This window comes from Synechococcus sp. MU1655 (assembly GCF_023630655.1).
Lineage (GTDB): Bacteria > Cyanobacteriota > Cyanobacteriia > PCC-6307 > Cyanobiaceae > Synechococcus_C.
This window is the reverse complement of the sequence record NZ_JAKUHK010000103.1, coordinates 1-6522: the sequence shown is the minus strand read 5'-3', so window position 1 is coordinate 6522 and position 6522 is coordinate 1. Positions and strand designations below refer to the sequence as shown.

The 6522-nt window shown below is 51.6% G+C and carries 7 protein-coding genes; 2 read left to right on the top strand and 5 right to left on the bottom strand.

Annotation, left to right across the window (positions count from 1 at the left end; all coding sequences use genetic code 11):
- The 4 genes from NCN04_RS06250 to NCN04_RS06235 form a co-directional block, all read right to left on the bottom strand.
- The coding region (locus tag NCN04_RS06250) for a SulP family inorganic anion transporter (RefSeq protein ID WP_250395523.1) at positions 1-1321 on the bottom strand (1321 nt) is incomplete at its 3' end.
- 383 nt (positions 1322-1704) lie between these two features.
- Positions 1705-2229, bottom strand: coding sequence for a hypothetical protein (locus tag NCN04_RS06245; protein WP_250395522.1), 525 nt, complete (start codon positions 2227-2229; stop codon positions 1705-1707).
- Positions 2230-2346: 117 nt separating this feature from the next.
- Complete coding sequence (locus NCN04_RS06240) at positions 2347-2607, bottom strand: hypothetical protein (RefSeq protein ID WP_250395521.1); 261 nt, start codon at positions 2605-2607, stop codon at positions 2347-2349.
- Between the two features lie 397 nt (positions 2608-3004).
- Positions 3005-4243 carry an FAD-binding protein gene (locus NCN04_RS06235; RefSeq protein ID WP_250395520.1) on the bottom strand — a complete coding sequence of 413 codons (1239 nt, stop codon included), beginning with the start codon at positions 4241-4243 and terminating at the stop codon, positions 3005-3007.
- A gap of 157 nt (positions 4244-4400) precedes the next feature.
- Between NCN04_RS06235 and NCN04_RS06230 the strand changes: the two genes are divergently transcribed.
- Positions 4401-5522 carry a sirohydrochlorin chelatase gene (locus NCN04_RS06230; RefSeq protein ID WP_250395519.1) on the top strand — a complete coding sequence of 374 codons (1122 nt, stop codon included), beginning with the start codon at positions 4401-4403 and terminating at the stop codon, positions 5520-5522.
- A gap of 393 nt (positions 5523-5915) precedes the next feature.
- Positions 5916-6179 carry a DUF2811 domain-containing protein gene (locus NCN04_RS06225; RefSeq protein ID WP_250395518.1) on the top strand — a complete coding sequence of 88 codons (264 nt, stop codon included), beginning with the start codon at positions 5916-5918 and terminating at the stop codon, positions 6177-6179.
- Here NCN04_RS06225 and NCN04_RS06220 read toward each other — a convergent pair.
- The coding region (locus tag NCN04_RS06220; protein ID WP_250395517.1) for a GMC oxidoreductase at positions 6160-6522 on the bottom strand (363 nt) is incomplete at its 5' end. The two genes, NCN04_RS06225 and NCN04_RS06220, sit on opposite strands and share 20 nt — an antisense overlap.

The window sequence follows — 6522 nt, the reverse complement described above, 5'->3', positions numbered from 1 at the left end:
CGACATAGCGACATTCATCGTTGTTGATTTTAATCGCTTCAACGCGAATGACTTTTGCGACTTTGCGACTGAATAAAATACCTGCAAGGGCAACGCCGGCAAGGACGCCAAGTGCAAGATTGTGGGGAGTCGTGAGCATGGTGACTCCAAAAGTCATCACCATCACGGCAGTATCACTTTTAGGGATATTTCGGATATTCCGCAAGCCAGCCATGTCAGCGGTACTCACCGCAATCCCAATCATGACAGCGACCAGAGCTGCCATGGGGATCTGCTTAAGCCAAGTACTAGCCAGTAAAATCATTGCCAAAAGGCTGATCCCAGACGACAGGGTGGAGAGGCGGGTGCGCCCACCGTTATCGATGTTCATAACTGATTGGCCCACTAACGCGCAGCCAGCCATCCCTCCAAAAAGCGAGGACACGATGTTTGCAATTCCCTGGCCCTTTGCTTCAGTATTTTTATTTGAATTGGAATCAGTTTTCTCGTCAAGAATGTCTTGAGTGAGGAATGTCTCCATCAAGCCAACCAGTGAGATCGATAACGCTGTTGGTAAGACAATCCCAAACGTTTCTAAACTAAAGGGAACTCTTTGATTGCTGACATCGCCAAAGGGAAGATTGAAAAAAGGTAGACCATTAGGAAGCTCTCCAAGGTCCATAACCTTAGGAATGTCTAGCTTTAGCCCCATACTGATAGCTGTAATCACAATGATTGCTACCAGCTGGGAAGGAAGAACGCGTGTAATGCGTGGTAGGCCATAAATGATGAGAAGTCCAAGCAAGACGAGTGCCCACACAACGGGGATTTGACTTCCGCTTAGGGCGTGCATGGCATGGTCATTTCCAGCTTCCCCAAAGTGAAGATTGATCCCCAATTGAGGAAGTTGAGCCTGAAAGATCAATAAAGCAAGAGCATTCACAAACCCGCTTAAGACGCCCAGAGGCACGAATCTCATCTGATAGGCCAGACGTAAGTAACCCCAGAGAATTTGGAAGACACCGGTGAGAATGCCTGCCGCCATCAAGTAGGCCAGCCCTAGTCCTTCTCCTCTTGCATTCCCTGTCGCCACCAAACCAGTCATCAACAGGGCTGTTGATCCTGTGGCGGAGGTGATCATCGCTGTTCGTCCACCGACGAAGGCAATCGTTATGGAGAGACAAAAGGCCCCAAACAGTCCAACCCTGGGATCCACGCCTGCAATCCCAGAGAATGCGATCGCTTCTGGAATCATCGCAAAGGCCACCACTAGGCCTGAGAGAACATCACGTCTCGGATTGCTGAACCAGTTCTGAAGTCCCATTGCGGGAGAGGAAGCCATGGGCGTCTGTGCCACTTTCTTGTCAAGGAACGCGTTAATGCTGAATATCCTGGTCAGAGGACATGCAGGCGCCGAAGGTTACCGCGGCTCTGCCTGGGTCATGCCAGACATGGCTCTGAGGCCATGGGAACGCACCAGTTGCTGATGCCTAGGTTTCGACCCAAATGTCTGCTTCGCACTCTGAGCGTCGCGTTGGCTTCCCCAGGGGGCTTGAAGCGCGAATCAGTGATCAATGAGTCGCCATCACTACTGGGAGTTTTTGCCTGATCGCGTGGCTGAGACGAAAGAGCTTTTGCGGGCAGAAACGGATGACGCCGCAATAGAGGATGCAGACGAGGAGAGATGGAAGACAAGGGCACCCTCTTCAGCCCATTGCAATACTTTCAGCCCAGCCACCTCAAGAGCACTTGCCTCAATGACGGCATGCTCCATTCTTGAAGTTCTTCATCAGCTGCCCACTGAATAGCTCGAACGCGTTCCGCTGGGCACTGAACTGCATCAGTGATTGTTTGAAAAAGATCGAGCTCCTTGGCATTCATGTCTGTTAAATCATCACGTTCTCGTGAAACCATGGCGGTGAGATACGCAAGTTTGACTGCAAGATCACGTTCTTCATTTGACTTAAGCGCGCTCAAGCGGTTTAAAAGCTCGCTCCGCTCAACTCTGTTGGCGCTTCCTCTTGCCACACTCGTATTAGTTGACAGTGACGAATAACCTTCAACCAGCCTGTTTTTCAAGGCATTACGATCTTCTTGAAGACCATAGCTATCAATAAGTGACATGATCAAATCCTCTTCTTCCTGCGACATTGAGCCATCGCAGTAGGCAACCTCCTGGATAAGTTGAAGCAGGGTTATGGAGCTGCTTTCGTTCATACTCCTGTCAGCTTCTTCTGGGCTGTATAGCATCTATTTGCCCTAGGCATCACGCAGCCGCTTATTCATTGTTACTCAGACGAGGTCCATCTGTTCTTGGTTGAGGGCAATGCTGTCAGAAGATTTTCAGCTATTACCACTCCTCCTGTTTCAGACGTTTGTCATCTTCTTAAGAGACCGATACGTGAGCGGTTTTTCAATCTTCACGACTCCATAACCGAGAGAAACAAGCTCCTGAACGGCCTCAGCAAACCTCTTAGATCCCATTCCTCTGATGGCTCTTGACCCCTGCTGTTTTGCCACTTGCCATGTACAGCCATCAGCTTGGAAGCCATGCTGATGCACATGGCGCATCAGCAGCATTCTCTCTGTGGCTTCCCCCCAAAGCTCGTCAGTCTTGACTTGAGACATCTGTTCTCCTGTTCGTTATAGATAAGCATTTCGTCCTTGTTTTCTAAGTCCATTTCCATAGTGTTGCCATTTCAGGAGCGACCTGAGGCACTCTGTGCTCATGTCGTTGATGGCTACAAAGCTAGGCTAGCGGCTGGCATAAATGTGCTCATCAGGGATCTACCTCTTGTTCAGTCAGAAGTACTTGCATTTAATCTCCGGCGCTGCAGCGGTTTCGGTTTTGGATCCATGTAAGCAAGATCACAGCACTTTTGATGATGGTCATCACCTCATCCATTGATTCGGTAGAGACTGTGTTCATCAGGGGGGGTAAGCCTTGCTTCTCACTTACACATTGACAATTAATGACTACTTTATTGATGACTCAAATGATTGACTAAGAGCTGCAATTTATTGATTATGTAATGGTGAGCGGTGGAAGTAATCCAAGGGGGTCCTGGTGGGACTTCAATTGAGTGAGGCCTGGAAGCCAGTCTTGAAAGGCGTCATTGAGTTCTTTTTGGTGGCAAGACAGATGTGGATGGATCTGAGCGAGGTGAACGCCAGGGCAATAGTCGGAGAGCAGGTTGTTGGTGCGCATCAACCATTCGAGTGCACGTTCTCGCCCCTTTGCATCACCAGCAGTCCAGGCTGCGCTGATCCATGGTTTCCAGATGGCATCGCGATGGATGAAAGATGTGCGTGAAACGGGAATCTGAGCACTCACTCCACCAAGTTGTTGAGCATTGATTTGGCATCCGAGATGGGGACGGTGGCGCATGAGTTCATTGAGGTCTGCGATGAGTGATGGCAATCGCTGACTCCAGGCAGGCCCGAGCCTGCTGATCACTTCGTGATGGAGGTGTCCTTGTGCAGTAGTCGACCTTGCCAACGTTCCAAATGGGGGCTGAGCATGTTGCCCGGCAACGATCGTCATGCTGGATTCAGCGCAGTAGCCGAGACGCGTTTTCAGCGACTCCACCGCTTGCATCGCGGCAGAATCGTCAGCGCAGCAAGTGATGAATAGCTCAATGTTTTCGTTCCAGGCCCATTGCAAGCTTCCACTGTGGTGCCATTGCTCTGCCTCCTCGATGGCGACGGCGAGTTGCTGAATGCTGCCTACGCTTCGCCAAATCACTAATGGTGTGATCTCCTGAGTGCGTAGTCGAATCGCAGTGACAACCGCCAGGAACGGAGCGGCACCGAGCAGTCCTCTCCACTGCTGATGCACTTCGTTGTCACTCTCCGTTTCAACGCTTGCTCGGTTGGTCGGGGCTGAAAGGTCGAAGGTGTTTCCGTTTCCCCAGACACCTCGCAGTCCCACGATGTGATCCATGGCAAGGCCTTGGGATCGGGTTAGGGGACCGATGCCCCCCGTTAAAACAAAGCCGCACCCTGGAATGGTTGATAAGCCAACCGGGATGGAGCGTCCACGGGTTTGAAGACCTTCTAAAACCTCAGCCATGTTGAGCCCGGTGCCAATCTCCACCTCATCTGTTTCTTCGCTGATGATCAGCTGGCGATGGCCCGCTCTTAAGTCGAGTGTCCAGAGCCCATCAGCAGCACAGCGACTGCTGGTGCCCCCTGCGCAGACCAACAAGGGGGTTGGCTGGATTCCTTGGCGTATCAGGTTGGACAGGGTGATTGCATCAGACATGATCCAACCAGTTGGATGTGAATCCTCCGCCAATGGATTCCAAAGCGCAGCATGCTTTGTCACGTTGTGGATCCCCTGCAAGCCCTTGGTCGTGGCAAGACCATCAAGCGCGATTCAACAACGCCGAGGATAGTGTCGTGGGAGTGGAACGAACCGCGTGAGTTCAGAGCCGATTGCGTCGCAACCATCGCCCTACGGCGTTTTGATTTGTGGTCATGGGAGCAGGAATCGCTTAGCGGTTGAGGAATTTGAACGTCTTGCGATCGGCCTGCGCAGGCGCATGAGTCCTATTTCTGTTGAACACGGGTTTTTGGAATTCGCCAATCCAATCCTTAGGGATGGTTTGGATCGCTTAAGAGAGCAAGGGGTGGAGCGGGTCTTGGCGATTCCGGCCATGTTGTTTGCAGCAGGCCACGCCAAAAATGACATCCCTTCTGTGCTGAACACCTATAGCGCTGAAACGGGATTGGAGATCGAGTACGGAAGAGAACTAGGTGTTGATCGATTGATGATTGCAGCCGCAGGAGCTCGGATCCAAGAGGCGTTGGATGCCAATCCAGACGTTCCTTTGTCCGACACCATATTGGTGGTTGTAGGACGAGGGTCATCGGACCCCGATGCCAATTCCAACGTCGCCAAGGTCGCGCGGATGTTGGTGGAAGGGTTTGGCTTTGGCTGGGGCGAAACCTTGTACTCCGGAGTGACGTTCCCGTTGGTGGAACCAGGGCTGCGACATGTGGTGCGCCTTGGTTTTAAGCGCATCATCGTGTTTCCCTATTTCCTGTTTTCTGGTGTTCTTGTGACCAGGATCCGCCAGCACAGTGAACGCGTCGCTAACGATCACCCCGAGGTGGAATTTGTGCATGCCTCCTATCTCGGAGACCACGCAAGGGTGCAAGACACGTTTGTAGAGCGGGTCGATGAGGTTCTTGGTGGTGAGACAGCGATGAATTGCTCGCTCTGTAAGTACAGAGCACAAGTGCTGGGTTTTGAGACTGAGGTGGGCCTAGCGCAGGCCAGCCACCATCACCATGTGGAGGGATTGACCGATGGCTGCGATCTGTGTGAGCTCGAGTGCACCGGTGCTTGTCAGCCCGATGGTGTTCCGATTCCGCTGGGGGGTGGGCATCACTCTCATACGCATGGAGACCACTCCCATGACCATGACCACTCCCATGACCATGGGCATCACCCCTACCCCCATGCAGAGCATCCCTTAGGTCCCACCACCCTTCGTGGTCGCCTTGCGGATTCAAAGACGGACGCCTCTGAACCATGAAGATCTGCTCAGATCACCCTCTTTTTGACGAGTTCGTCTCAGGCAAGTCCAATGAGACTTGTGAATATAAGCGAGGCTAATCAATCAAGTTTTGAGCTTATTATTCCTCTTTTTTCCACAGATATTGCTTCGTTTTCCACCGGCTTTTGGACTTGAACGGGGCTCGTTGCTGAGGGCCTGTGGGTTTTCCAATTTTGATTCAATTGAACTTGACACGAACTTGGAAGGCGGTTTGCGGTTTGAAAAACTGCTCCATGATTGTCGAAAACCATTGGGCTGGAACGATTCTCAGAAGTGCCTCTCATGAGACCACTTGATTGCTTCGACTTTGACGGTTACCCACATCGTGTGTCTTCCTAGGTGGAGTTCACCGCTGAGGATTTCCCCCACTCCATGGATCGATATCACCTTGAGCACTGCGATACCTCTTTGGCTGAATCACTCAGTGACGTAGGACTTTCATTGGTGAGCATGGAAGCAGAAATCCCCGAAGTGCTTTATCGCGGAATGAAAGATTTCATTGGGTTAAATCCCTGTTGGGATCAATATCGTCTACTTAGTTCTGCAATTGCTCAATTTTTAGTTCAAAACGGTTGTACTGATCGTGCAGTCACAGAACGCTATCTCGACGATCTTTTCATGCGTTCTCAGGTCTGAGCGCCTGCTGGCAAGCTCTTCTCGTAATGGCCATCATCGTCAATGTTGGGCTTTGCCACGCTGAAGTGGTCCAACACGAGCCATCAACCACTAAGACGTTCGGACAGCGCCAGAGGCGATTCCAGGCATCCACAACACTGTGATTTTCATCATTGCCCATCGGAGCTCCCCCGAGCTCATGCACGTAATAACCAGGTGGAGGAGCGCCTGCTTTCATGGCTTCCATGTTGCCGACTATGGGTTCGATCAGCGGCATCATGACCAGATCGGTTAAGGGTTGAATCTCCCCTCCCCCGAGGGCAACAGCCTCATTCATCAAGGCGTGCATATGAGCCACCATTGC